Annotated in this window: 30 protein-coding genes; 16 read left to right on the top strand and 14 right to left on the bottom strand. The window is 44.8% G+C overall.

Annotated features, from left to right (window positions below; translation table 11 throughout):
* The first annotated feature begins 59 nt into the window (after window positions 1-59).
* The 16 genes from WC615_RS00735 (at window position 60) to WC615_RS00660 (ending at window position 14053) form a co-directional block, all read left to right on the top strand.
* The gene (locus tag WC615_RS00735) at window positions 60-500 is read left to right on the top strand and encodes a MarR family winged helix-turn-helix transcriptional regulator (RefSeq protein WP_372976228.1); all 441 of its coding nucleotides are present in this window, start codon (window positions 60-62) and stop codon (window positions 498-500) included.
* Between the two features lie 158 nt (window positions 501-658).
* Entirely contained in the window at window positions 659-1582 is a 924-nt protein-coding gene (locus WC615_RS00730) for an MBL fold metallo-hydrolase (protein WP_372976227.1), read from the top strand.
* A gap of 38 nt (window positions 1583-1620) precedes the next feature.
* Window positions 1621-2145 (top strand): cupin domain-containing protein, encoded by a 525-nt coding sequence (locus tag WC615_RS00725; RefSeq protein ID WP_372976226.1) that lies wholly within the window; start codon window positions 1621-1623, stop codon window positions 2143-2145.
* Between the two features lie 121 nt (window positions 2146-2266).
* Entirely contained in the window at window positions 2267-3142 is an 876-nt protein-coding gene (locus WC615_RS00720) for a hypothetical protein (RefSeq protein WP_372976225.1), read from the top strand.
* Window positions 3139-3894 (top strand): SDR family oxidoreductase, encoded by a 756-nt coding sequence (locus WC615_RS00715; protein ID WP_372976224.1) that lies wholly within the window; start codon window positions 3139-3141, stop codon window positions 3892-3894. Before WC615_RS00720 ends, WC615_RS00715 begins: the two co-directional genes overlap by 4 nt.
* A 213-nt stretch (window positions 3895-4107) precedes the next feature.
* Window positions 4108-4698, top strand: coding sequence for a TetR/AcrR family transcriptional regulator (locus WC615_RS00710; protein ID WP_372976223.1), 591 nt, complete (start codon window positions 4108-4110; stop codon window positions 4696-4698).
* 66 nt (window positions 4699-4764) lie between these two features.
* Window positions 4765-5511, top strand: coding sequence for an SDR family oxidoreductase (locus tag WC615_RS00705; protein ID WP_372976222.1), 747 nt, complete (start codon window positions 4765-4767; stop codon window positions 5509-5511).
* Window positions 5512-5572: 61 nt separating this feature from the next.
* Window positions 5573-6511 (top strand): haloalkane dehalogenase, encoded by a 939-nt coding sequence (locus tag WC615_RS00700; RefSeq protein ID WP_372976221.1) that lies wholly within the window; start codon window positions 5573-5575, stop codon window positions 6509-6511.
* Window positions 6512-6667: 156 nt separating this feature from the next.
* A complete protein-coding gene (locus WC615_RS00695; RefSeq protein ID WP_372976220.1) occupies window positions 6668-7591 on the top strand; it encodes an SDR family NAD(P)-dependent oxidoreductase in 924 nt (307 codons plus the stop codon).
* Window positions 7592-7727: 136 nt separating this feature from the next.
* The gene (locus WC615_RS00690; RefSeq protein ID WP_372976219.1) at window positions 7728-8282 is read left to right on the top strand and encodes a TetR/AcrR family transcriptional regulator; all 555 of its coding nucleotides are present in this window, start codon (window positions 7728-7730) and stop codon (window positions 8280-8282) included.
* Between the two features lie 322 nt (window positions 8283-8604).
* Entirely contained in the window at window positions 8605-9297 is a 693-nt protein-coding gene (locus tag WC615_RS00685; RefSeq protein ID WP_372976218.1) for a peroxiredoxin-like family protein, read from the top strand.
* An 84-nt stretch (window positions 9298-9381) separates the two neighbouring features.
* Window positions 9382-10338, top strand: a complete 957-nt coding sequence (gene trxB, locus WC615_RS00680) for a thioredoxin-disulfide reductase (protein WP_372976217.1) — start codon at window positions 9382-9384, stop codon at window positions 10336-10338.
* A 176-nt stretch (window positions 10339-10514) separates the two neighbouring features.
* A complete protein-coding gene (locus tag WC615_RS00675) occupies window positions 10515-11987 on the top strand; it encodes a PLP-dependent aminotransferase family protein (RefSeq protein ID WP_372976216.1) in 1473 nt (490 codons plus the stop codon).
* 333 nt (window positions 11988-12320) lie between these two features.
* Window positions 12321-12878, top strand: coding sequence for a Crp/Fnr family transcriptional regulator (locus WC615_RS00670; RefSeq protein WP_372976215.1), 558 nt, complete (start codon window positions 12321-12323; stop codon window positions 12876-12878).
* Window positions 12879-12975: 97 nt separating this feature from the next.
* Window positions 12976-13533 carry a RidA family protein gene (locus tag WC615_RS00665; protein ID WP_372976214.1) on the top strand — a complete coding sequence of 186 codons (558 nt, stop codon included), beginning with the start codon at window positions 12976-12978 and terminating at the stop codon, window positions 13531-13533.
* A gap of 130 nt (window positions 13534-13663) precedes the next feature.
* Window positions 13664-14053 carry a RidA family protein gene (locus tag WC615_RS00660; protein WP_372976213.1) on the top strand — a complete coding sequence of 130 codons (390 nt, stop codon included), beginning with the start codon at window positions 13664-13666 and terminating at the stop codon, window positions 14051-14053.
* A gap of 374 nt (window positions 14054-14427) precedes the next feature.
* Here the strand turns inward: WC615_RS00660 and WC615_RS00655 are convergent, their stop codons facing one another.
* From WC615_RS00655 to WC615_RS00590, 14 genes are all read right to left on the bottom strand, one after another.
* Window positions 14428-14709, bottom strand: a complete 282-nt coding sequence (locus WC615_RS00655) for a DUF427 domain-containing protein (protein ID WP_372976212.1) — start codon at window positions 14707-14709, stop codon at window positions 14428-14430.
* Window positions 14710-14815: 106 nt separating this feature from the next.
* Complete coding sequence (locus WC615_RS00650; RefSeq protein ID WP_372976211.1) at window positions 14816-15496, bottom strand: metal-dependent hydrolase; 681 nt, start codon at window positions 15494-15496, stop codon at window positions 14816-14818.
* Window positions 15497-15585: 89 nt separating this feature from the next.
* Entirely contained in the window at window positions 15586-16362 is a 777-nt protein-coding gene (locus WC615_RS00645) for an esterase/lipase family protein (RefSeq protein ID WP_372976210.1), read from the bottom strand.
* A 96-nt stretch (window positions 16363-16458) separates the two neighbouring features.
* A complete protein-coding gene (locus WC615_RS00640; RefSeq protein WP_372976209.1) occupies window positions 16459-16881 on the bottom strand; it encodes a hypothetical protein in 423 nt (140 codons plus the stop codon).
* 74 nt (window positions 16882-16955) lie between these two features.
* Complete coding sequence (locus WC615_RS00635) at window positions 16956-18092, bottom strand: alkene reductase (protein ID WP_372976208.1); 1137 nt, start codon at window positions 18090-18092, stop codon at window positions 16956-16958.
* A gap of 407 nt (window positions 18093-18499) precedes the next feature.
* On the bottom strand, window positions 18500-18859 hold the full coding sequence (locus WC615_RS00630; protein ID WP_372976207.1) for a hypothetical protein: 360 nt from the start codon (window positions 18857-18859) through the stop codon (window positions 18500-18502).
* A gap of 115 nt (window positions 18860-18974) precedes the next feature.
* Window positions 18975-19703, bottom strand: a complete 729-nt coding sequence (locus WC615_RS00625) for an SDR family oxidoreductase (RefSeq protein WP_372976206.1) — start codon at window positions 19701-19703, stop codon at window positions 18975-18977.
* A 76-nt stretch (window positions 19704-19779) separates the two neighbouring features.
* On the bottom strand, window positions 19780-20349 hold the full coding sequence (locus tag WC615_RS00620) for a sigma-70 family RNA polymerase sigma factor (RefSeq protein WP_372976205.1): 570 nt from the start codon (window positions 20347-20349) through the stop codon (window positions 19780-19782).
* Window positions 20350-20384: 35 nt separating this feature from the next.
* On the bottom strand, window positions 20385-21341 hold the full coding sequence (trxB, locus tag WC615_RS00615) for a thioredoxin-disulfide reductase (RefSeq protein WP_372976204.1): 957 nt from the start codon (window positions 21339-21341) through the stop codon (window positions 20385-20387).
* Window positions 21342-21352: 11 nt separating this feature from the next.
* Window positions 21353-21796 carry a protein-disulfide reductase DsbD domain-containing protein gene (locus WC615_RS00610; RefSeq protein ID WP_372976203.1) on the bottom strand — a complete coding sequence of 148 codons (444 nt, stop codon included), beginning with the start codon at window positions 21794-21796 and terminating at the stop codon, window positions 21353-21355.
* Window positions 21797-21829: 33 nt separating this feature from the next.
* Window positions 21830-22354 (bottom strand): peptide-methionine (R)-S-oxide reductase MsrB, encoded by a 525-nt coding sequence (msrB, locus tag WC615_RS00605; RefSeq protein WP_372976202.1) that lies wholly within the window; start codon window positions 22352-22354, stop codon window positions 21830-21832.
* Window positions 22355-22358: 4 nt separating this feature from the next.
* Complete coding sequence (msrA, locus tag WC615_RS00600) at window positions 22359-23003, bottom strand: peptide-methionine (S)-S-oxide reductase MsrA (protein ID WP_372976201.1); 645 nt, start codon at window positions 23001-23003, stop codon at window positions 22359-22361.
* A gap of 26 nt (window positions 23004-23029) precedes the next feature.
* The gene (locus tag WC615_RS00595) at window positions 23030-24154 is read right to left on the bottom strand and encodes a redoxin domain-containing protein (protein WP_372976200.1); all 1125 of its coding nucleotides are present in this window, start codon (window positions 24152-24154) and stop codon (window positions 23030-23032) included.
* 13 nt (window positions 24155-24167) lie between these two features.
* On the bottom strand, window positions 24168-25868 hold the full coding sequence (locus tag WC615_RS00590) for a protein-disulfide reductase DsbD family protein (RefSeq protein ID WP_372976199.1): 1701 nt from the start codon (window positions 25866-25868) through the stop codon (window positions 24168-24170).
* Window positions 25869-25897: the final 29 nt, after the last annotated feature.

The following is a 25897-nucleotide window of genomic DNA, read 5'->3' as shown; positions in this document are numbered from 1 at the left end:
ACTTATTAAAATAGCTTAAATTCGCAAAAAAAACTTACCATCTAATTTAAATTTTTTTGATGAACGTTAGAGACGAAAATAACGACAAATTTATAGTTGCCCTGTTCAGTTTGACGCAGGCAATTAAAAGAGAATCAGAAAACTGTGGAAAAGCCTGCGGCGGCCTTAATGAAAAAGAGTTGGTCGTTGTGTATTTAGTAGGTCAAAAGCAAAATATAAAAATGAGTGAGATCGCTGCAAATATTGATGCGCCGATGAGTACACTTACAAACATTGTAGACAAACTCGTTGAGAAAAAAATTCTGTCAAGAGAACACTCGACCGAAGATAGACGTGTTATCAATGTATTGTTAGACGCCGCTGGGGTAAAGGCCTATAAAACTATGCTTAACCAGAAAAAAAATATATCTGAAAGGGTCTTATCACAGTTTGATGAACACACACAAGATTTTGTTATTAAGCATATGCACGCTTTGGCATCTTCTTTAAATAAGAAATAGGAGATTTTTTTTGCTTATTTATTACGAAGTTCGTAATATTGCCAGATGGAAATAAATACATCACCCCACGAGGCGTGTTTTTTTACATATTTAATTCCATTGTGGGAATATTCCAATATGGAAATAAAGATGGTTGTTTATCATACAAAAAATAAATTATGACAAAAGAAGTTAATCGCTGGAAAATAGGCGATGTTCAAATTACCCGCATCATTGAATTTGAGAGCGGAGGTTTTCCGCCGGGCTTTATGTTTGACGGATTGACGGAAGAACGGGTTAAATCAATTGACTGGCTCCATCCGCATTATGCGGACCTCGATGGAACGATTCGATATTCGGTTCATAGTTATGTTATCGAATCTCAGGGACAACGGATCATTGTTGATACTTGTGTAGGTAACGACAAGCCCCGAGGCTATGAGGGGTGGAACCATTTGAACCTTCCTTTCCTGGAAAGCTTGTCTGATGCCGGATTTCCAGCGGACACGATAGATTTCGTTTTGTGCACCCACTTACACATGGATCACATCGGTTGGAATACCCGCTGGGATGGCGAAAAGTGGATACCAACATTTCCTAACGCCCGATATCTATTTGGACGTGCCGAATGGGCGCATTGGAGCAAGAAAGACTTTAGTATCGGTGATATGCCATCCTTTATTGCGGAGTTGGCCAGCTTGGATGCGGCTATCCAAGATTCCGTATCTCCTATCGTAAATGCCGGGCTGCATGAATTTATTGAAACCGATCATCAGTTAACTGATGAAGTTTCACTTTTTGCCACACCGGGTCATTCACCAGGTCATGTGAGTGTGGCCATTACTTCCAATGGAAAAAAAGCGACCATCACAGGTGATGCCATATTAAATCCCATTCAATTAGCCGATCCTGAAATTGGCAGCAACTTTGACTTCGACAAAGCCTTAGCAAAAAAGACCCGTCAGCATTTCATTCATGACCATACGGATCAGGATATCCTGGTATTAGGAACACACTTCACTACACCAAGCGGAGGCTATATTACCACGGATGGTGATACCTGGCGCTTTGTTCCGGCGCTGAATGGAACGGGTAATAAATAAAATCTTCTTTAAAAACTTTAACAAAAAGAACAAAAACCATGAAAATTAAAAGAATCATTACAGCAGAAGGTAAAAATGGCGTAGCCACCAGAACAGATACCTTCGACACATCGACAATTGACTTCCTCACCAATATTTGGGGATTCGACCAGATCCCTAACCTGCCGTTAAGCCCGGAGCAAGTGCTGGGTGAATACCAAAAGATGGGGATATTTGGCCCGCTGGGCGGTGTCAGGGTGGATCTCTTTACGCTGGCTCCAGAGAAGGCAGAGGGACCAGCAGCGCTTGAACGTGCTGCCGCAGTCGACATGGGTACCCCAAACATGGTTCCCGGCAAAGAAGGTGACGGCATGCACCGCACCGACAGCATCGATCTGGCCATCGTGCTTGATGGCGAAGTAAACTCCGGATATCCAGGCGAAGATGGCCAGGTACATGAAGTGGCAATGAAGGCCGGGGACCTGATCGTAACCAACGGAACCTTCCATAGCTGGCACAACCGTTCGGACAAGGATTGTACCATTCTCTTTGTCGTTCTCGGCGCTGAACGCAAGGCGTCTTGATAAACTCAGCACATAGGTTTTAATCAGGAGCCCCTTACTTCATTCAGAATTTTTTCAATCAGGTAAGGGGTTAGCGACTATAAACAGTAATAGAATTCTAACTAGTATTTATTCAAAAAAAATGAAAAAAGATGAAAACAAAGCGGCCGCAAATACGGGAGGCACCAGCAGCTTGAACGTTCCTGTTATTGTGAAGGACGGCGTGGTTGTGCTTCCTCCGGAAGCTAACGGAGCGGTCGTTGTTGGCGGTTCGAATGCTACGGCTTTCGCGGCATACTATGCGGCCAGAGCCGGCGTCCGCGCTACCATACATCATGACTGTGGCATCGGCCGGGATGAGGCGGGGGTTAGCGGCCTGCCCTGGGCGGACCAGCATGGCATGGCTATGGCGGCCGTAGCGACGGACAGCGCCCGGGCCGGCGACGCCGAAGACATGTTCCACCGGGGAATCATCAGTCGCGTCAACAAACTTGCCGCCGAGTGTGGCGTAGAGACGGGGCAAACCGTCGCACAGGCAGTGGAGCTATTGAAGTCTGCCCCCTGGCCCCACGCAGACGTGGAGGCACCGGTAGAGGAACGTGTCTTTGTTGACGGCATCCTCTGCATAGGCTCCATCTCGTTTGCTACTCCGGAAGATACAGGCCTCGTGGTGGCAAGCGGTAGTCATGGCGGCAGAAGCGCTGCTCCATTTTCGCGGGACTTCAAGCCACGCCTTGTTTTCTTCAACGACGCCGGCTTCGGTGCCGATCACGCGGGCGCTGCCTGCCTCCCCCTTCTTGATGCTGATGGTATTGCCGCAGCCACCGTAGCAGCAGACTCGGCGCGTATCGGGGACGGCGAGTCAACGCTGAAAGAGGGCATTATCTCGGCGGTAAACGAAACGGCCTACAGCCTCGGTGCCAGGGTTGGACAGCCGGCCCTTGACATAGCCAGAACGGTAGCGGCGAGCGCTAAGCAACAAATGGCTATTAAAATTAATATAAAGCAAAAAACATGAAAAAACATGAAAATAAAGTTGCCGTCATTACAGGGGGAAATAGTGGTATCGGTTATGGAATAGCCGGTGAATTACTTGCCGAGGGGGCTAAGGTGGTGATCACCGGCAGAAGTCAAAATGCTGTTGAGGAGGCTGAAAAAACGTTGGGGCCTAACGCTACAGGAATGGTTGCAAATCAGTCAAGCCTCACAGACTTAAGCGAATTGGCTGATAACGTAAAAAATCAATTTGGGCACGTTGATATCCTCGTAGTTAATGCAGGCGTCATGCATATGGCGCTAATCGAATCGGTAAGTGAAGAGCAATTCGATGAAATAATGGATATCAATTTTAAGGGTGCTTTTTTTACTTTGCAGAAATTTTTACCCCTATTGGAAAGCGGTTCTTCCGTGATCTTTATTTTAGCGCTCAGCGCTACACAGGGAACGCCAAACAGGTCGGTATACAGCGCCAGCAAAGCGGCGCTGAAATCATTAGCCAGGGTTGCAGCCATTGAATTAGCTCCTAAGGGCATCCGGGTGAACGCCATTTCGCCGGGGCCGTTTAGCACACCGATATTTGAAAAAAGCGGAGCGCCGGCTGAAGTATTAGCCAAGTTTGCGGATACCATTTCCCAAAAAGTACTATTAAAAAGGTACGGGGAACCTGGTGAAGTTGGAAAACTGGTTTCTTTTCTCTCGTCCGAAGATGCCTCTTTTATCACCGGAGGTGATTATCTCATTGACGGCGGCATGTCAATAAACTTCAGTTAACAACGCTTAAACTAGTCCGGGCTTAACTTAAACACACGTTATAATTCAATCATTCGGCTGAAATTATAACGTGTGTTTTTATTTTAAGTGTAATCAACAGGTGTGATTAGTGAAAACCTGGACAATTGTTGATGCTATCGCGGATCATTCGTATCTCCAATATCTAAATTTTGTTTTTTATATTTGTAGCGATTGTTACATTAAATCAAGTCTATGCCACGTGTTCAATTATTTGACAAGGAAAAAGCATTAAAAAATGCAATGGAGTTATTCTGGAAAAAAGGGTTTAACGGTACCTCCACCCGCGACCTGGAAAAGGCTACCGGGCTGGGGACATCGAGTATCTATAATTCATTTGGCGGTAAAGAGGCATTATTCTTTGAAACGCTCCAATATTACATGGAAGCTGAACAATTTAAACTCGGCCAAAATATAAAAAATTCACCGTCCGCTCTCAAAGCGCTCAGGGCACTGTTTGAGTGCGTGCTGCAGGAAGATGGTGGGGCAGATATGGCGGTAAGTGGCTGCTTCGTGGTTAATTCCATCACTGAGCTTGCTAACCATAACCCCCGGCTGAATGAGGTCGCCACCACTGCACGGATGGGGACGATCACCATATTAAAAGAACTTGTCCAAAAGGCACAGCAGCAAAATGAGATCCCTGCCGTGAACGATCCAACTCAATTGGCCATTTACTTGCAAACGGTTATGACCGGGTTGAAAGTCTCCGGTATGTTGGCGAAAGATCCAAAGGAATTGCTATCGGTCATTGATTTGACCATTCAAAACCTGACAAAAAAATGATGTTTCTTTATTTGTAGCGTTCGTTACAAATAATACTTTTGTAGCATACGTTACAAAACTAACATCATGAGAAAATTTGAAAACAAAAAGGTTGTGATCATTGGTGGCACCAGTGGTATCGGACTCTCGACAGCTAAGATGCTCCTCGATGGTGGTGCGCGTGTTCTGGTGACTGGGCGGTCGCAGGCCGGCCTTGATTTGGCTCAGAAGGAAATTGGCGAGAACGCGATCGTGGTTTCGAGCGACGCACGTTCGTTAACAGACCTCGACGCCCTTGCCGCTCGGGCTAAGACTGAGTTTGGCACCCTGGATTTCCTGTTCATCAATGCCGGGTTCAGCCTATTCGCACCCCTCGAACAAACGACCGAGGCGACCTTCGATGAGATGTTCAACCTGAACGCTAAGGGACCGTTTTTCGCGGTGCAGAAACTTTCGCCGCTGATCAATAGCGGCGGTTCCATCGTCCTCACAACCTCGACGGCAAACGTCAAGGGTATGCCCATGCTGGCCGCATATGGCGGGGCCAAGGCTGCGCTGCGAAACTTCGCCAGGATGTTTGCAGCTGAGCTGCTTCCCCGCGGGATTCGCGTCAACGCGGTTTCGCCAGGTCCCACCGAAACTCCGATCGTCGACAAGTCGATCCCCGACAAAGACATGCAAGCCCATCTCATCGCGCAGATGATCGCGGACATTCCGATGAAGCGCCTCGGCACGCCCGAGGAACTCGCCAAGGCCGTCCTCTTCCTTGCGTTCGACGCAACCTTCATGACCGGTGTTGAGCTTCCTGTAGATGGAGGATGGTCTCAACTTTAAGGTGTGGAATTAATGTACGAGGATTCGTACTGCCTTAAAACAATAATAAATTATTAAAAAAATGGAGAATATAAAAAACAAGGTCACAGGCATCGCAGGTGGAACCACGAAACTGACTGACGCACCTTTCGCCGAGAAGAAATTTATGACCGTTAATGGTCAACGCATGGCCTATATCGACGAGGGCGAAGGGGATGCCATTGTCTTCTCGCACGGCAATCCAACCTCATCCTTTCTCTGGCGCAACATCATGCCGGCAGTCCAAGGTATGGGAAGGCTGATTGCCTGCGATCTGGTTGGCCAGGGGGACTCTGATAAGCTGCCGCAATCCGGACCGGATAGTTACGGCTATGCTGAACAGCGCAGCTATATGCATGCGTTGTGGGATAAGCTGGATCTGGGCGACAATATCATATTCGTTATCCACGACTGGGGTTCTGCACTCGCCTTCGACTACGCAAGCAAACACTCTGATCGCATCCAGGGTATTGCCTACATGGAATCGATAGTGATGCCGCTCGAATGGAGTGACTTCGGCGAAGCCGTCCGTCCCGCGTTCCAGGCATTGCGTTCACCTGCTGGCGACAAGATGGTCCTGCAAGACAATATGTTTGTCGAGCAGTTGCTTTTGGGAATGGGTCGGACACTGTCCGATGCCGTGAAGACGGAATATCGCCGTCCTTTCCTTAACCCGGGCGAAGATCGTCGGCCTACCCTAACCTGGCCGCGCCAACTTCCCATCGCGGGTGAACCTGCTGACGTGGTCGAAGCTGTCAGTGCATACTCGCAGTGGTTAGCGACGACCCAAGTGCCAAAGCTCTACTTCCACGCGACACCGGGGATCATTGACCAAAATCCGAACCAGGTCGCGTTTTGCCGGACCTTTGCTAATCAGGAAGAAATTCAAGTACAGGGGGCCCATTATATCCCTGAAGACGATCCAGAAACCGTCGCTCCGGCATTGGCCGACTTCGTCCGCCGAGTTCGCGGCATTTCATAACATTTCACGACAGAGGCAGAGTTTCCTGAAGACGGAGGATGGTCTCGACTCTGAGGTGTAGTTTGAATATAGCTGTAACTGATTATACTTTATAATCAGTTACAGCTAAAAATTCACAAAACAAATAAAATCTTTAAGGAATTAAATAATAAAAAAATGAACGAAAGCATATTGATAACCGGAGCAAATGGTGGACTCGGCAAAGAGGCCGCCCGACAGTTAGCATTGAAAGACGGAACAAAAAAGATCATTCTTTTTTGCAGGAATCAAGCAAAAGCCGAGGCGGCAAAAAAAGACCTTGAGGAGAAAACGGGAAGAAAGATCTTTGAAATTATTATTGGGGATGTTTCGGATGAACATTCCGTAAAAAAAGCGATAGAAAAAATTAAAGAACCTATTGATGCAATATTGTTAAATGCAGGCGGAATAGTTGGGAAAACTGCAGGGAACATTACGCCTTCCGGTATGAATGAAATAGCTGCTACCAATGTTTTAGGCCATATAATTTTAGTAGAAGAATTAATAAAACGAGATCAATTAAAAAAAGCGGTACTGTATGTAAGTTCGGAAGCTGTAAGAGGAGTTAAGCAAATGGGAATGAAACCTGCTTTAATGAAAACTTCCTCTGTAGAAGAGTTTGCTGCCGTTCTTGATGGATCCTATTTTGGAAAAAAATTCGATAATGTGCAAGCCTATGGCTACGTTAAATATGCAGCAACGATGTGGACTTTAGCAATGGCAAGAAAATATCCTGCCCTCAAATTTGTCGCTGTCAGTCCCGGAAATACCGATGGTACTATGGCTCCGGATAATTTCTCGCCGGTAATGAAATTTATGCTCAAGTATATCATGATGCCTATTGTTCTGCCATTGTTAGGAATGGTGAATAAGATAGAAGATGGCACAAAACGTTTAGTAGATGGTATTTCGGATGATCGCTTTAAAAGCGGCATTTTTTACGCCAGTAAAGAAGGAAAGATGACCGGGGAAGTAGTTGATCAGGGTACTTTTTTTGTCGATTTGAAAAACAATGCATTTCAGGATAACGCTGATGAAGCAATTCACCGTTTTATAAATTAGTTATGTGTCAGTTATTTTGAAGTAATTCTCCGCACCTGAGTGTATGCAAAACGACTAAATAAATAAAAATAAAAAATATTACTGACTGGTTAGTTTTTTTTAAATTAAACACTACCTTTGCTTAGAATTAGCGAATATGGATACAAAGAAAAATATATTGGATTCTGCCTTTAAGTTGTTTTATCACCAAGGGTATAACGCCACCGGAATCAATCAAATCATTGATGAGGCAGGAGTATCTAAACCTAGTCTTTACCAGCACTTCAAGTCCAAAGAAGATTTGCTCATAAAATATTTGGAAGCTGCTTTTAACCAAACGATATACAATTTTAGGTTCGCGGCATCGAAGAAATCAGGGGCAAAAGAAAAAATTTCTGCCGTTTTTGAGTATTTAGCTGAATATGCTAATTCTAAAGAGTTTAATGGCTGTCAGTTCTTAAATATTGCCGGTGAAATTCCTGTAGAAAATAACGGTGTCTATGATGTTATACGGCAGCAAAAAAATGAGACCCGCGCATTATTCAGAGAAATATTAAAATCCGACTCACCGGGAGAAGATGAAATACAGCGCACTGAAAGTTTAGCCGATAGCATCTATTTATTGTTTGATGGTGCTACCATGGCCTGCAAAATTTTTGGCAGTTCCTGGCCTGCGATTGAAGCACATAAAAGTGCCCTAAAATTGCTCTGATTTTTTTTTCGCTTTAAAAAACTGACCGGTCAGTTTTTTAAAGCGATCAATATAGTATTGGACCCATACTTCAAATCATAAATTAACTATTAACTAAAAAAAATGAAAAAACTACCTCAAAAAGTTGCCGAAATAAGGGGGCCGCCCGCAGAAATGAGTTAACTACCGAAACGAATAAAGTTCCAGCAGCTGTTTGTTCGTTCTGCGTATCAAGGCAAATTATCGGCACCTGTTTCCAGAGTATAAGTACGTGCCTGTTGATCTTCCTAAAGTTGCTGCTATCTGAAATTGTCTTACAATAAACAATATAAAAACATTAAAAATGTCAAATATAAATAATGAATTAGCTAAAAATACACCGGTTTACAAGGAAGAACTTGAAGTTTTGAAGGAGCAGCTCCCTGCGGCTTTCGGTCAGGATCCGCTCGATGTATTTTACGCCGATGCAGAAAGAATGGGCGAAGCCTTTACAAATCCTTTAAAACTTGCTGTAGGCGACAATGCTCCCCTGTTCAGCTTACCGAATGCCACAGGCGAGCAAATTTCATTACAGGACTACCTGAATAAAGGAGCAGTTGTGATTACATTTTATCGTGGTTCCTGGTGTCCCTTTTGTAACCTTGTTTTAAATGGTTACCAAAGGGTGCTTCCTGAAATTAAGAATTTGGGAGCCAACTTAATTGCTATTTCTCCACAAACGCCTGATAATTCTTTAACTATTAAAGAAAAGAATGAATTGAAGTTTGAAGTTTTGAGCGATATCGGTAATCATGTGGCAAAACAATATGTACAAATTTTTGAGAACTCAGCAGCCTCGACTAATGAGTTATTAAATGCAGGTATTGACCTTCGCGAATTTAATGATGCTGAAAACGTAGAATTACCAGTTCCGGGAGTATTTATTATCGACCAAACCGGGAAGGTGATTTTTGCAAAGTCAGAAGGCGGAGATTATCGTAACAGGGTTGAAGCTGAAGAAATCCTCAATGCTTTACAGGAATTGAGCAGAAGATAAACTATCTATTAAGCCCTTTTGCAAACTTGTAAAAGGGCTTAATTTATTAAAACGCAGTTCAACAAAATTTTAACATCAATTAAAATGTCACCATTAACAGAACACGTAAAATGCCTGATCATCGGTTCAGGTCCTGCAGGCTATACTGCCGCAATATATGCAGCTCGCGCAGATTTGAAGCCTGTACTATATACCGGAGTCGTTGCCGGCGGACAACTGACCCAAACTACCGAAGTTGAAAATTATCCCGGCTACCCCGATGGGATCCAGGGTCCCGAAATGATGGAAAACTTTCGCAAACAGGCAGAGCGGCTGGGCACTGATATCCGTTTTGGGTATGTCACCTCGGTTGACTTTTTGAGCCTCCCGCATAAAGTGGTGGTCGACGAAACCAAAACCATCACGGCCGATGCGGTAATTATATCCACGGGTGCGTCGGCAAAATGGCTTGGCCTGGAGTCTGAACAAAAATATAACGGCTTTGGCGTTTCAGCCTGCGCGGTCTGTGACGGATTTTTCTTTAAAGGCCAGGATGTAGCCATTGTAGGTGCGGGTGATACTGCCGCTGAAGAGGCGACCTACCTGGCAAAACTCTGCCGCAAGGTCTACATGCTGGTCAGGCGTGACGAATTCCGCGCCTCAAAAGCGATGGTCAGCCGCGTATTAAATACACCGAATATCGAACTGATCTATGATACGGAAACACAGGAGATCATGGGAGATGGACTGAATGTTACCGGGGTCAGGGTGCTTAACAATAAAACCCAGGAAGAAAGAGTACTGGACATCACAGGATTCTTCGTGGCCATAGGGCATCATCCCAATACGGATATTTTCAGAGGCTGGATACATATGGATGAAATCGGCTATATCAAAACTACGCCGGGCTCAACCACGACCAATATTGAAGGCGTGTTTTGCTGCGGAGATGCCCAGGACCACATCTACCGGCAAGCGATAACTGCAGCCGGTAGCGGCTGTATGGCAGCCATTGATGCAGAACGTTACCTGGCGGCTCAGGAACATATAGTAACTGCCTAAAGTAACTATATTTCTAACGGTTAGTTACAAGTAAAGTGTTATAGCTACCGTAGTTTATTCCGAATGGCTCATAGCATGCCGACAAAGCAATCAAAATTCGTAATATGCTGCAATTACACTATTTTTAAATGAAAAACATACTGTGTAAGAGCAGTATCTATAGATTTAGATAAATCATGATAGAAAACCGACAATACCGCTACGAACAGGTCATTCAAAAGATTGAAGAAACAATACAAATTCTTCAGCTTAAACCTGGAGACAAAATTCCATCTGTGCGTAAAATCAGCAGCACGCTTAATGTCAGTACAACAACGGTATTTCAGGCCTATTCGATCATGGAGGACCGGGGATTGATTACCCCACGTCCAAGATCAGGGTTTATAGTAAGTGGTAAACGTACCAGTACGGCAGGTTCTGCTAAAGACATCATTCCCTTACCTGAATTTGTTAATATTTATGCCATGGAGCGTATCATGATAAAAAATACACGGAAATATGGCGTTATAAATTTTTCAATTCTGGCTCCCGTTAACGAGTTATTGCCGATAGGCAAAATCAATAAAGCGATGCAGGCATCCGTTAGAGAGGTGGCCGTTGATAACTACCAGTATCCGTTTCTGGAGGGCCACCCGCGGTTGCTGAGCCAGGTAGCCCTTCATTCTTTTGAATGGAATAAACGAATACTTCCCGAGGATATTCTCATTACCAATGGGTGCATGGAAGCAATCAGCCTTTGCCTTGACACCGTAACCAGGCGCGGGGATGTTGTAGCCATCGAATCTCCGAGCTATCATGCTATTCTGCAATGCCTTGAGAGCAGGGGCCTGAAAGCTTTATCCATTAGTGTCGATCCGGTAACCGGTCTGAATCTTGACGAACTGGAAGTTGCACTCTTACACAATAAGGTCGCTGCCTGCATTTTTATGCCGTCGTGCCATAACCCCACTGGTGCATCTATGCCGGAAGAAAATAAGATGCGTTTGGTCAAACTGCTCGGACAGCGTAATATCCCTTTAATTGAGGACGATGCATTAGGAGAGCTTTATTTTGGTTCCACCCGGCCATTACCGGCCAAAGCTTACGATACCTACGATAACGTGCTTTATTGTTCATCTTTTTCAAAAACGTTGCCCCCGGGCTTGCGCATCGGCTGGGTGGCCGCCGGGAAATATCAGGCTGAAATAGAGATGCATAAGTTTTCAAACAATATATCCACTAACAGCCTTTTGCAGGATGCCGTTGGGAGATATCTGGAAGGCGGCAGCTATAATTCCCATCTGAAAAAACTTCGGGCTGCCATCAAAATCCAGTACAATAAATATAAAGAAGCCATTTTGAAATACTTTCCTGATGTTATTAATCTCTCATGTCCGTCAGGAGGATTTAGCTTCTGGATCGAGTTTCCGGAAAAACTGGATATCACGGAAATGCAGAAGGTTGCACTCGCAAAAGGTATCAGCTTCTGTCCCGGGCATATTTTTTCTCCATCAGATCGCTTCAGTAATTATATCCGGATTAATAGTTGCCCTCTGTTTAATGCCAAGATCGAGTCTTCATTGGCGATATTGGGCAGCCTGGCCAAATCAATGTTGAATGACCTTGAACATCAGGATAATTTGAATAACAAATTAAAGATCGCTATTTAAGTAAAGCGGATGCTTTGGAGATCAAAAAATCAACTTTAATGATATGTCGTAACAAATGTTGTCGTACCTCATTTGCGCTTTATAAGTAAGTGGAATTATCTTTTCAGGTTTGGAATAGCATATTAGCGCTCAAATATATTTTAAGTTATGGAAGATTGTCCGACTAAGTGTCTGTGCGATCTCGCAATTTAGAATTACATATTAGCGTAAGCTATCACCTCATTAAAACCGGCTTCAAAGACAATTGGAGTTATCCATGATCGGCCGGTTTGACGCACCCTCGTATTCCTGTACTGAATTGCTTAACTTTACTGTCGTATAACCGTCAATTCAATGTCTGCACAATTAAGGGAACATATTGAAAAGATCGTACCGCTCACCGATGAAGAGTATGCGTTCGTTATTTCCCATTTTAAAGGCGGGAACTATAAAAAGCACCAGTTCCTGATCCAGCAGGGTGATCCAGTGCCGTATAACTACTTCGTATTGAAAGGCCTTTTGAAATTGGTCTTTACAGATGATTCTGAAAAACAGCATATCATTTCATTTGCGATGGAAGACTGGTGGGAAAGCGATTACTATGCCTTTAACATGAAGACCAACGCAACGATGTCGCTGGAGTGTCTGGAAGATACGGAAGTTCTTTGCCTTTCCTTGGAAGATTCCAAAAAGCTTTGTGACGAGTTACAGAAAATGGAACGATTTTTTCTGGAAAAAGCAAAATTTGGTTACCTCAGTGCTCAAAGGCGGATCATCTCTTCACTTACCTCTAATGTCAGGGAGCGTTACGAACAATTGCTCAAACAATACCCTTCTCTTATCCAACGCGTACCCAAAAGCCTCATCGCTGCCTACCTGGGCGTTTCACGCGAAACTTTAAGCCGTTTATAACATTAGTGTGACCTGCCTCACATGAAAATCGTGAGGGAGGTCAACAGCCATTATGAGTTGTTGTCTTTACTTTTGAAGTATTAAACATCATCTCATTTTGCAAACTCAAAATTTCAAATCAATAACTCAACAAGCTTTAGCACTTTTTGCAACGGTATGTATAAGAAGCGTTGTACCAATTTTAGCACTTACAATACTAACCGGTACACCTTTATTTGCACAAATTAAAAAAACAAAACATATGGAAAAAGGGATTAAGACCGCTAAGGTCAAGACTTTCAATCTCGGTGCCGCTTCGGAACACGCCAATAATCTCATCAGCCAGGCCTATAGTGTCAATGGTACTATTTATATCTCGGGACAGTACTCCCATGATACAACGGATGCAGTTACGGGTGTAGGCGATTTTGCCGCTCAGGTTCGGCAAACGCTGAAGAACATCGACCGCGTACTCGCTGGATTTAATGTCACAAAGTCTAACATCGCTGATATGACAGTTTATTTAACAAACCCGCCAGAGCAATCGGCGCCGTTGGTACCGCTGCTGCAAGAGTACATGGGGAAACACCGGCCAGCCGCGACTGTAATTGGAGTGACGGGTTTATGGTACCCTGAGCAATTAATAGAAATTCGGGTGGTAGCCCACACAAATTAAATAGTATGATGTACCGCACTTGTAAGTTTAATGAGAAGATAACGATGCTCATAATTAAACAGTCAAGATTTTAGTGGTCGATTCAATCATCACCGCCCCAGTATGGGCACAAACGCAAAAAACAAATAAAATGGAAAAAAGAATTATCAATCCCTGGCAATGGCAAGATAAGCACAGCTATGTGCAGGCCGTTGAAGTAAAACACGTAGAAAGTACATTGTATATTTCTGGCCAGACTGCAATAAATGCTGAAGGCGTATCAAGTAACGAAGACATGGGGTCGCAGCTTACCCTGGCGTTGCAAAACCTGGAAAAGGTTATCAGCGATGCCGGTTATGAACCAAACGGTATAGTTAGGTTAAGTATCTACACAACTTCCATGGAAGAACTTGGGCTGCATTTTAATATTCTGCATGACTGGTTAGCCAAATACGGGGTAAAGCACGCAACCACTGTGATGGGAGTGAATAGCCTTTACGAGACCACGAAAGTGGAACTCGAAGCTACGGTCGTTAAATAACCCTTTCAGAATTAAGAACAGGCATTGCCGGTCTTGAGCCGGTAAGGCCTGTTCCTTAATTAGAATCGTTTGGATACTTTGCAGCGCATTGCTGCAAATGATTTATTGCTTTTGTTCAACAATCGGATGTGCTTTAATAGAAGATTAGCTGAGCGTGCATCTCTCCTAACCATTAAAAGCCCCCAGCCAATGAAAACATCATTCCTGTGAGGGCTTTTTATATTAAATACCACAGGAATCGTTGGTGCAGGTAACATCGACAAATAATTTTCCAATAGTGATGTCTGTTTGTCCGCTCCGCCTAAATTTCTGACAGACGCAATAAGTCTGCCGTCGCCATTATGACCAACGCCTCACCTCAATTTAACTGGTAATTAATCGGTTATGATTACGCCTTGCCAAAATGCTAAATGATCTTTAATATTTGCCGCAGCCGGTTTGGGCTCAGCATAATACCAGGCTGCATCCGGATTTTGCTTGCCGTCAACTTCCAGCGTATAGTAAGAAGCGACTCCCTTCCACGGACAGATCGTATTTTTATCAGATCCTTTTAGGTATTCTGATTTCACACTTTCCCTGGGGAAGTAGTGGTTGTTCTCAATAACAATGGTCTCATTGCTTTCTGCAATTACCTTGTCGTTCCATAATGCTTTCATATGCTGTAGTTCATGGATTATTTAACCCGGTTTTTAAATCTTCTGCAAACGTATTTTCCCGTAGTCGAAAATAAGGAAGCGATTTGGCAGCAGGATTATGGAAAGCCTATATTTCAAAAGTTTCGCCAATTTCTGGTAAGAATAGCTCAATGCCAGCGTCTTTAAACTTTGAAAGAGCCCGGCTTTTATCCAATTTAAGGAACGGTAAAGTATCATAGTGCACGCCAAATACTTTTTTGACCTTAACAAGGCCAGCTGCTTCAATCGCGTCTTCTACGCCCATTGTTGTTGTGTCTCCGATAGGAAAAACCGCAAAATCAAGTGCTGCAAATTTGGGGATGAAGTTCATATCGTAAGTAAGGGCGGTATCCCCGCTGTAGTAAAAGTTTCCGTCGGCGGTTTTTAAAACAAAACCTTCAGCAGCGCCTGCATAGCTGCCATCCGGAAAGCTGCTGGAGTGATGGGCTACGACACCTTTTGCCGTTCCAAAGTCAAAATCATGTTTTCCGCCGGTGCCTAAAGGGAAAACGTTTGAAATGCCCTCTTTTGAAAAATAGCTATAAAGCTCAAAGCTTGCAACCACTGTTGCACCGGTACGTTTAGCGATAGCAACAACATCAAGTATATGGTCAAAATGACCATGTGAAACAAAGATGTAATCCGCCTCAATCTCATCGATATTGATGTCTTTGGCCAGGTCATTGCCGGAAATGAATGGGTCAAAAAGAATTTTTTTGCCGCCAGCAGTAACCGAAAAACTGGAATGGCCATAATTAGTAATTTTCATTTTTTAAATTGTTTTACTTTAAATAATAGATTAATTTTTAACTTTTAAACATTGATTTTATGATATAAGGATAGGGAAACAAACCACCGTTATATAGTTATTGCCTGGGCAGCCTGTTTGACTACATCAACCACAACTTCAGGGAAAGTGATCGGGATGGCGTGCGAAGAGTTCAGTTCAATGACGGTAGAGTGAGCCCTTTCGGCTTCGAACTTAAATTCTTCTTGTGGGATTACGGGATCCAGCAGGGGCCTGATTTGCCAGCTCGGCTTACTCATCCATGCAGCCGAGGTTAGTGGTTCCTGTAGCGCGGCCAGAGCAATTGGGCGTTGTGTGGCGATCATCAGGGCAAGCAGACTCTCCGGCACGTCGGCGGCGAGGAGGTAACTGTACTTGTCCGCCTGGACAAGTACATTCAACCCGGCGGTTCCATCGGGTAAAGTATATGGGATCAAATCGACGGACGAGGCAAAATCCCCCCCAGGAAAACGATCGAGACAATCATTTGTAGATTCCCCTGCACCGGGCATCGGTGAGCCTGCGTAGATAAGCCCTTTGACCTTTGGATCGTCTCCCCCTTGACTGATAACAGCCCCACCATAAGCGTGGGAAACAAGTATTACGGATCCCGCAATCGTGTCCAGGAGGCTTTTGAGATAGGCCGCGTCGTGTGCCAAACCACGTAATGGATTAGAAAAGACCCTGATCGGGAACCCTTCGCGTTGGAGCCCCTGGATTACTCCATGAGTCCAAAGCGACGAGTCTTCGACCGCCCCGTGCACAAGCACAATAGTGGGTTTAGTTGATTTGCTGCTATCCGAATGACGTGTTAGGTTATCTTGATTTTCTACTTTAGTTGCCATCATTATTTATTTTGTGTGTATTGTTGACCATCGTTGATGTCAAGCCAGATTTCTTGCTGAGTTTCCTGGTTCAGTAAGGAAATCATCATCGGCTATCCTTCAGTTTGAGGTTACTTTGAAAAGTTTTAACGTATAAAAGATATTTGCTACGGCTAAAATCAACACCGACACAGGGATTACCGGAGGCTTTATCCCAAGCGGTAAAACGTTAGCCGGGACGTTGGGTTGAAGATGGACATAAACAGCCACGATCATGGTTACCACCACTAGGCCTGACCCGAAAATGATGAAGGAAAAAAAACGCCGGGCATACGTTTTACCTTCAAAGATCAATGCACCAAGCAGGATCAATCCGGTAATAATTTCTGTGCCAACGCCAAAGGGCCACGCAAAGTCTCCAATGCCGCTGGTTGTCAGCTGCGTGTGAAACCAGCCACCAATAGTGGGGATTACCAATTTTAAGGAGCCGAACATAAACATAAAAACACCCAGGATCCAGGATCTGATTTTTAATGATTTCATATAAGTACTTTTTAGTAAGTTGTTTAATTATCTCACGCGGTTGGACCATACGGATTCAATCGCGGGAAGGCCGGTTAATGATTATCGTATAACGGATAATCGGTATATCCCTTTTCATCTCCGCCGTAGAATGTTTCACGATCATATGCATTCAGCTCATAGCCGTATTTAAACCGCTCCACCAGATCAGGATTAGCAATAAAGAAACGCCCGAATACGATAGCAGCAGCATCCCCCTTTTGAAGCGTATTTTCGGCGTCTTCGCGGGTAAATCCCCCTGCAGCCAAAACAGGCCCTTTAAAAATCTGGCCTAATTGTGCTGCAGCAACCGGTGCTACGTATCCCTCTTCTTTTTCTACGTTATTCACAATTCGGGGATCAACCACATGCAGATAAGCCAGGCCAAACCTGTTCAGTTGTTCAGCGACGTGGCTAAATAATGCAGCTGGATTAGAATCGCCCATACCTCCCCATGTACCACTTGGTGATACGCGAACGCCTACACGGTCGCCTCCCCAAACGGATACAATAGCCTCCACAACTTCCAGTAAAAAGCGCGCGCGGTTCTCGATAGTACCTCCGTATTCATCTGTACGTTTGTTGGAGATATCCTGTAAGAACTGGTCCACCAGGTAGCTGTTCGCGGCATGGAGTTCAACGCCATCGAAGCCTGCTTTCATTGCATTTTCTGCTCCTTTGCGAAAGTCTTCGATGATTGCATGAATTTCCGGTATGGTTAAGGCACGGTTTTGTGATACAGGTACCCATCCATCAAGCGTCAAAGCAAAATTTTCGTGATAAACTTCTGAAGGTCCTACTGGCGATCCGCCATCTGGTTGCAGATCCACATGTGATTGACGGCCTACGTGCCAAAGCTGTGAGAACATCTTTCCGCCCTTTGCATGAACAGCGCTGGTGATCTTTTTCCAACCTTCAGTTTGTTCATCTGTATGTATTCCCGGCGCGCCTAAATAACCATGCCCGTTTGATGAAACTACGGTCGCTTCTGAAATGATTAAGCCGCCTTCGGTCGCTCTTTGACTGTAATAGGTTGCCATTATATCATTGGGGATATTTCCTGGCATATTAGTTCGTAACCTGGTAAGCGGTGCCATAATTATCCGGTGTCCCAGCTCCAGCTTCCCTAATTTTACCGGAGTAAAAAGTTTAGCATGATGAAAGTCAGCGCCGGTTGATGTTGGTGTGTCCATTTTTTTGTTTTTATATTTCTTAACCTGTGAGCTTTGATTGCCTTATGTATATGTTTTAAAACAGTTCAAAGTTGAAGCTAAATCTGCCATTAATTAGTATGCAGATTTTGAATATAAAACCATATCAGATGGTGGGTTTATCAGCTTTAGGTCATAGCGGACGAATGATTATTTCCGGGAGATGGAAATAAAACAGGCAAGTTTAATGACCTGTGAAGTTATAGCCTCGCTTTTATGATGCTTTGCGACCATTAATCTTATTGAGCAGCGCTTTGGTTTCAATAGCCAAGGTTGATAATTAATGAGTATGATTCAATCCAAAGCCTGTCTGGTTGCGTGAAGGTAGGCAGGCTTTGGCAAAAAAAAAGGGCATAAATGCCCTTTTTGCAACTAAAACAACACCCACCTTACATTTTACTTGCGGTATCTTTTTTGGCCATTTTATCTTTAGACATTTTATCGTGACTCATCTTGTCGTTAGACATTTTATCTTTAGACATTTTATCGTGACTCATCTTGTCGTTAGACATTTTATCTTTGGACATTTTATCGTGACTCATCTTGTCGTCAGACATTTTATTCTTGCTCATTTTGTCTTTGGACATTTTGTCCTTTTTCATCTTTTTCATCTTGTCCATCTTGGCCATTTTAGTGGTATCAGTCTGGAACCCGTGAATTGGGCTTGCCTGGGTAGTGATAGTTAAGCAAACCATCATTGCGGTAGCCATAAGGCCGGTTACTACTGATTTTAAATTCTGAGTTTTCATTGTTCTTTTTTGATTTATTTATGTTTTCCTGGTTTGTCGTATACTGACTAAATTCCTTACAATTTATTTTAAAAAAATTTTCATGCCGTTATTTTTGCTTAGGCGATCAGGTGGATTATACCTGAGCCATTCCTCCATCGACACATATTTCGCTGCCTGTAATGAAGCTGGAGTCGGCTGATGCCAGGAACAATGCCGTGGTAGCGATCTCTTCCGGCTGGCCTAACCTGCCCATTGGGACCTGCGAAGCCATATGAGCTTTCATGTCTTCGTTTCCCTGAAATACGGCGGTTTCTATCGGGCCAGGGCTTAGCACATTGACACGGATGCCTCTTGATTTTAGTTCGTTAGTCCAGGATTTGGCATACACCAGGAGACCAGCCTTGCTTGCACCATAGACACTGAGGTTTGGCATCCCTTTAATGGTAGCTATCGTGCCGGTCATAATAATGGACGCATGGTCGCGGAGCAATGGCAGTGCCTTTTGCACGGTAAAGAAAGTACCTTTGGCATTGAGGTTAAACTGTTTATCGAAGCTTTCTTCACTTACCTCTCCAAGTGGCATAAAATCTGCTCCGCCCGCGCTGGAAAAAACCACGTCGATATGGCCCTTTTCAGATTTTACGGTGGCTATTAAGCGGTCCAGGTCGTCAAGGTTGGACGAGTCAGCCAGTACACCGGTCACGTTGCTGCCGATATCGGACACAGCTTCGTCGAGCTCTTTTTGCCGGCGGCCTGTAATAAATACATAGGCACCTTCAGCAACAAATAATTTTGCGGTGGCCAGTGCCATTCCGGATGTTGCGCCAGTGATAACCGCCACTTTGTTCTCTAATTTTTTCATGGTAAAAGATTACGTTTATGATTCTTGCTGATTGGTCGGTAATCCACTGTCATCCTTACAACAAATCTGATTTTAATCAATACCAATTTTTTTGAAGACAGGCCCTCAAATTGACTTTAGCGCGATGGATGATCACCCAGAAGTTGGCATCGGACACTTTTAGTTCCGAACAAATGGTCGTCGTGGATTCATCATCTACATGTTTCATAGAAAATATGGACAGCCATAAGGGCGGAAGCTTTTGCATGCAGGCCCGTAAAATCTTTTGGAGTTCTTTATGCTGGAGCGGGTCCGCCTCCTCGATGCCGAATGCTGCAGGCCATTCTTCTTTTTTCCAGTTATTCATTCCGGGCTCGAAAAATTGTGATTCCCCTTCCTGCGCGTCGAGACTTTTAGTTATGGGTTGTTTTGATTTTTTACGGTAAACATCCATAATTTTATTTTTCAATATGGCAGTTAACCAGGTCCGTTCGGCACTTTTACGCTCAAATTTATCGAGCCCTTCCAGGGCTGACAAAAAGGTGTCCTGCACTAAATCACGCGCCTGCTCTTCATCCCCGATACGCGTAATTGCGAAAGCATATAGGTAATCGGCGTGCATGGCGACCCAATTTTGGGGATTTGCTGTTGATTGTGTTGGTGACATCTTGGTTTTTTTAAATTAGCTTAGAAATGTATTTTTCAGGCGGATACCATATGCTCTTTGGCGGCCAAGTAACGTTCTGCATCAATGGCTGCCATGCAGCCACTACCGGCTGCAGTTACCGCTTGCCGGTAGATGTGGTCCTGGGCGTCGCCGCAGCAAAACACACCTTCTATATTGGTGGTGCTTGAGCCGGGCGTAGTTTTGATATAGCCGATTTCATCCATATGTATCCAGCCCCTGAAAATATCCGTATTGGGATGATGCCCTATGGCCACGAAGAATCCTGTGATGTCCAGTACTCTTTCTTCCTGGGTTTTATTGTTAAGCACCCTGACCCCGGTAACATTCAATCCATCGCCCAGGATCTCCTGCGTTTCGGTATCATAGATCAGTTCGATATTCGGTGTATTTAATACGCGGCTGACCATCGCTTTTGAGGCGCGGAATTCGTCACGCCTGACCAGCATGTAGACCTTACGGCAGAGCTTTGCCAGGTAGGTCGCCTCTTCGGCGGCGGTGTCACCCGCGCCAACAATAGCCACATCCTGTCCCTTGAAGAAAAAGCCGTCGCAAACGGCGCAGGCTGAAACGCCAAAGCCGTTATATCTTTGTTCCGATTCCAGGCCAAGCCATTTTGCGGAAGCACCGGTGGAAATGATCATCGCATCTGCCCTAATCACCTTACTTTCATCGACCACCACGGTATGCGGTAAACTGGAAAAATCCACCGAAGTGATATACCCGTACCGGATGTCAGTGCCTAACCGCTCTGCCTGTTTGCGAAAGTTTTCCATCATTTCGGTCCCTTGGATCCCATCGGGGTAGCCGGGATAATTTTCAACTTCGGTAGTTTGCGTCAGTTGTCCGCCGGCAACCACGCCGGTGTATAATACGGGCTTTAGATCTGCCCGTGCAGCATATATGGCGGCAGTATAACCTGCCGGGCCCGAACCAATGATCAGGCATTTTACGTGTTCTGTTAATGATGACATCTTCATTAAGATTAAAGGGTTATCGAGAAATCAAGGTCTTCGGGTGGCAGGCACTTTTGATTGTTGCAGGTCATATATTCCAGCTTTCCATGCAGGGTGCCTTTGCCTGACTTGAGCCGGACCTTTTGCCGGAAGATCACCGAGTTTTCAAAATAGGATACATTCATGTTGAATGCGCTCTCAAACTTGGTGCGTGGAGCCGGCTGGCTCACTTTGCCAACCAGTGAGTAATCTACGGACGGCAAAAAAGTGAAAGTCGTTTTAATCGGGCCTCCTTCTTTTTGATCCAGGGAATAAATGTGCCAACTGCTTTGGATGTCCGCCTTTAAAAAGACGATAGCTTCATCCTTGCTTTCTTTTTTGAAGGCGAAAGACCATTTGACAGGCTTTTCGATCTGGCTGAACGCGCTTGTCCCTACCAGGGCCATCGCTATGATCAATAGTATCTTTTTCATTTTCTTTATTTGCTAATTCAGTTTGACAGGTGATTATTTGCTTGCTAAACGGTCCGGCTGAAAATCCAGGGAAACGGAGTTCATGCAGTAGCGTTTGTAGGTTGGCGCAGGCCCATCATCGAAAATATGGCCCAAATGAGAACCGCAACGGGCGCAGGTCACTTCCGTGCGTTCCATACCGTGGCTTTGGTCGTCCCGGTAGATCACGCTGTTTTTCCGGGTAGGGGCAAAAAAGCTTGGCCACCCGCAGGTACTGGAAAATTTGGCGTCCGATCTAAAAAGTTCATTACCGCAAACGGCACAATAGTAGGTGCCTTTGGCATCCTTATTCCAGTACTGCCCGGTAAAGGGCCGCTCGGTAGCCTGTTCCCTTGCTGTAGCATATAATGCAGGTGGCAGTATCTTTTTCCATTCCGCATCTGATACATTAAGCTTTTTCGTATCCGTGTTGGAGTAATAGGGATTATTGGCATGTCCGCTGGCGGACTTCAGGTGCTGCGCAAATGCGCCGGTTATGGTTACCAGCATGAACGCTGATAAAATGATGAATGATCTCATGGTTTTATTTCTTGGATGTTTTTAATTTGTTGGCAAATGCTTTTCTGAACTTATCCAGTTCCGGCTGGATGACAAGCTTACAGTAAGGAACATCGCCGTTCTTACTGAAGTAGTTCTGGTGATAGCCTTCCGCTTTATAAAAAACAGTAAAGGGAACTACTTGGGTAACAACCGGGTTTGGATAGGCCTTCTCGTCGTTAATTTTTTTGATATAGTACTGCGCCTTTTGTTTTTGAGTATTGTTATGATAGAAAACAGCCGAGCGATATTGGGTGCCTACATCATTACCCTGCCTGTTCAATTGTGTAGGGTCATGATCCGTAAAGAATACTTCCAGCAGCTCATCAAAGCTGATCCGTTTGGGGTCGAATATAATGTTACACGCTTCGGCGTGACCAGTGGTTCCGGTACAGACCTGTTCATAGGTAGGATTAACCGTGTGGCCCCCCGCGAAACCTGAGGTCACTTTAACCACACCGCGCAGCTCTTTGAATTTAGCTTCTGTGCACCAGAAGCAACCTGTAGCCAGTGTGGTGGTGTCTAAATGTGCCGCCTTGCTGCCGGGTTGGCCTTTTTGTTTTGGCGACTGAGCGAATGCCGCGCAGGCGCTTGTCACGCTTAATAGGATATAGCAAATGATCTTTTTCACTTTTTTTAATTTTGGATGGTTATGATTTAATGGATGGTTTTGTCCAGGAATGCTTCGAGGTCAGCTCCCCTGATATTTTTGGCGGCGATATTCCCCTCAGGGTCAATTATAAAGTTGGAGGGAATGGCTTCGATGTGATAAAGCTGTTCTGCTTTACCCTGGAAGCTTTGCAGGTCGGAAGTTTGTGTCCAGGCGAGCTTGTCGTCATTCACCGCTTTTTGCCATGCTGCCTTATCTTTATCCAGCGATACGCCAAGTACATTGAAACCCTTGGAGTGAAAGGTATTGTACTGTTTTAATACATTTGGATTTTCCTGCCGGCATGGTACGCACCAGGAGGCCCAGAAATCAAGCATGACATATTTCCCTTTATAATCCGATAATTTAACCGGCTTACCGGCTATGTTATCAATGGTAAAATCCGGGGCCTTATGGCCGATGGACAAGGGTTTGAGTTTATTCATGGCCACTATGAAATTCCTGACGGCAGGATTTTTATTTACATTTCCGTTACTGCTGATATCATCAGCGTAAGCAATCAACTGAGACTCGAACTTCGTCGCATCCAGTGCTGTAGATGCATAGAATGCAGCCAACGAATTTTTGTTATCGTCGATGAATTTTAGAACCACATCGCTGTATACAGCCAGGTTCTTTTGGAACAAGGGCATATAAATTTTCAGTAAAGAATCCGTTTGCTGCCCTGACTGCCGCGATTTGGCATTAAACTCGGCTATCACCTTGTTATTTCTATCCGTGAAAGCCTTGGTGAAATTATCGAACGCTTTAATTTTTTCAGAGGTTTCGGAACCGGCGACGGTATATTGATGCTGCCGGTCAGCGAGGTCGGTGTTCAATTCAATAGCATCCCCGTTTTGCGCCACGAGGTCAAACTCGGTGGTGTCAGCTTTTAGTTTATATAAATTAACATAAGCTGAAGCATGCCTGAACGTATAACCGCCATCATGATTTAAAGCAGCTGAGTCAATGGTTTTGAACTGGGCCGTACTATCGGCGCCCAATAGGTATACTGTTTTGAGCTTAGCCGGATTTTTGATGGTCCCGGAGATGGTAAATGCGGCGTTATCCTTGCAGGAAAACAGCGACGCACTTAAGGCCAGCATACCGGATAGCATGATTATGTTTTTCATCGTTTTAGTTTTATTATTTGAATAAATTAAGGCCTGATTGCAGATAGTTGTAATAAGCTGCCGGATCATAATCTGCGCCCTCGGGTGCTACGAGTGTTGTTTCGGTTACCGGGTCCAGCAATACATAATAGGGCTGTGAGTTGGTGTTGAAACGGGTTGCCTGGATATCGCTGTTCAACGCGCCTATACTGGTGATCTTCCGGTGGCTGAAACTGCTGACATACTGCTCATTTGCAGGCAGTTCTGTTTTGTCATCAACATAAAGCTGGATGAGCACGTAGCTGTCTTTCAGTAAGGGCAACACCTTTTTATCAGGCCATACGGTTGCTTCCATTTTACGGCAGTTAACGCAGGCATGTCCTGTAAAATCAATGATAACCGGCTTGTGCACTTTTTGCGCATAAGCAACGCCTTCTTTGTAATCAAAAAACGGATTCAGGTTTAAGGGTTTGTCAAAAAGGTTAGCATATTTATGCGGAGCCTCATTAGATGATATGGTATTAGCAGTATGGCTGGCACCGCCCGGTAATGTCGGTGTATACAGGTCAAAATCCTGGCTGGCCTGCGGTGGCAGGAATGCCGCGATAGATTTTAAAGGCGCACCCCAAAGTCCCGGTACCATATACACGGAAAACGAAAGGACGATGATAGCCAGGAATAATCGTGGCACAGAAATGTAAGCAACTTCCGAGTCATGCCCGAATTTCAGCTTGCCCAGCAAATAGAAACCGGTAAGTGCTGCGATCACGATCCATAGCACCAGGAACACTTCCCGGTCAAATAAATGCCAGTGATAAGTCAGGTCCACATTGCTCAGGAACTTTAAGGATAGCGCCAGTTCCAGGAAACCAAGGAACACTTTGACGCTGTTTAACCAGCCGCCTGATTTTGGGAGGTTGTTTAACCAGGATGGGAACAGTGCAAACAATACGAACGGAAAAGACAAAGCGATCGAAAATCCCAACATGCCTACTGCCGGGCCCAGCCGGGCCCCTGAGGTTGCTGCCTGTACCAAGAGTGTGCCGATGATTGGCCCGGTACAGCTGAAAGAAACCAAAGCAAGCGCGGCTGCCATGAAAAATATGCCGGCAAATCCCTTTCTTTCTGTATTTTCTTCTGCTTTATTGGCCCATTTGTTGGGCAGGGATATTTCAAAGGCCCCAAAGAAGGAGGCAGCAAAGACCACCAGCAGCAGGAAGAAAACAAAGTTGAAGATGCCATTTGTGGAAAGGGCGTTTAATGCATCAGCACCAAAGATCACGGTGATCAGCATACCCAATCCTACATAGATCAGGATGATAGACAAGCCATAAATGGCTGCATCCAATATGCCTTTTTTAGGATTGCTGTGCCGTTTGGTAAAAAAGCCAACGGTAAGCGGGAGCATTGGGAATATACAAGGCAGCAATAAAGCCGCCAGACCGCCGATAAAACCGGCAATGAAGATGGTCCATAAGCTTAGCGGTTTTTTTACCGCGGGATTTACTGCTGCAGCTGTTGACGCTGAATGGTTTTGGGTAGTAGCCTGTACAATTGGTTTTGCAGCCAAGGCGCTGGTGTCGGCTGTCAGCGGTTTAAACTGCACATCAGCCGTGCTGATACTGTCTGCTTTTTGTTGAGGGCTTGCTGCCTGTACGCTTACAGTCAGCAAACAAAACAATACCAATAATAAATAGGGCAGTTGTTTTAAATGATTATTTAGGTGATCTTTCATGAGCTTTTTTGAAAACTTTATGTCTCCAA

It is taken from the genome of Mucilaginibacter sp. (assembly GCF_041663085.1).
GTDB lineage: Bacteria > Bacteroidota > Bacteroidia > Sphingobacteriales > Sphingobacteriaceae > Mucilaginibacter.
Note: the sequence above shows the minus strand (reverse complement) of the source record. Positions and strands in the feature narration are given on the sequence as shown.